The organism is Rhodococcus sp. NPDC049939 (genome assembly GCF_040656415.1).
Taxonomy (GTDB): Bacteria; Actinomycetota; Actinomycetes; order Mycobacteriales; family Mycobacteriaceae; genus Rhodococcus_F.
The window spans coordinates 1-1192 of sequence record NZ_JBFAMC010000021.1 but is presented as its reverse complement, the minus strand read 5'-3'; the positions used below and the strand labels follow the sequence as shown (position 1 = coordinate 1192).

Below are 1192 nucleotides of genomic sequence, written 5' to 3'. Positions count from 1 at the left end.
CCCAGCAACGACTGTGGTTCCTGCACCAATTCGAGGGCCCGTCGGCCACCTACAACATCCCCCTCGCCCTCCGGTTGACCGGACCCCTGAACACCGACGCGCTGACCGCCGCCCTCGGTGATGTCATCGCCCGCCACGAAAGCCTGCGCACCCTCTTCGACGCCACCGAAGGCCAACCCTTCCAACACATCCTGCCCCCCGACCAGGCCCTCACCGACATCCCCCTCACCGACATCCCCCCGGCCACCGACCCCAACCACAACCACCTCGACAGCAGCGACCTCAACGGCACCGACCTCGCCGGCACCGGCGAAACCGAAGTAGGAGAAGACGAGATAGTCGTCGCGGTGGCCGAGACCGCCGGATACCGGTTCGATCTGGCCCACGAGATCCCACTGCGGGCCACCGTTTTCCGATCCGGACCCGACCAGCACGTGCTGGTACTGGTGCTTCACCACATCGCCGGCGACGGCTGGTCGATGGCCCCCCTGATCGAGGACCTGACCCACGCCTACACCGCCCGCCGCACCGGTGAGGAACCACACTGGCAGCCGCTGCCGGTCCACTACGCCGACTACACCCTCTGGCAACACCACCTGCTCGGCGAGACCACCGACCCCGACAGCCTGATCGCCACCCAATACCGGTACTGGCACCACCAACTCGACGGGGCACCGGAATTGACCCCACTACCGACCGACCGGCCCCGCCCCAAGGTAGCCAGCTACCACGGCAACACGATCGACTTCACCATCCCCGCACACCTGCACCACCGCCTCGACCAACTCGCCCGCACCCACGGCATCACCATGTCGATGCTCACCCAATCCGCCCTCGCCGTCCTGCTGCACAAACACGGCGCCGGCGACGACCTGTGCATCGGCGGGCCGATCGCCGGCCGCACCGACACCGCCCTGACCGACCTGATCGGCTTCTTCGTCAACACCTGGGTACTCCGCGTCGACCTGACCGGCCACCCCCGCTTCGACCAGATCCTCGACCAGGTCCGCGACAAAGCCCTCGCCGCCTACACCCACCAAGACCTCCCCTTCGAACTACTCGTCGAACTACTCAACCCCACCCGCACCACCGCCTACCACCCCCTGTTCCAGATCTGCCTGGCCTGGCAGAACAACACCCTGCCCACCATCGACCTGCCCGACCTACAGGCCACCGCCCTGCCCGCCCTTAC

1 protein-coding gene is annotated in these 1192 nt (G+C 67.1%); it reads left to right on the top strand.

Annotated elements, in window-relative coordinates; translation table 11 throughout:
• Positions 1–1192 (top strand): condensation domain-containing protein (locus AB0I57_RS20080; protein WP_358339351.1); only part of this gene is annotated, 1192 nt, incomplete at both ends.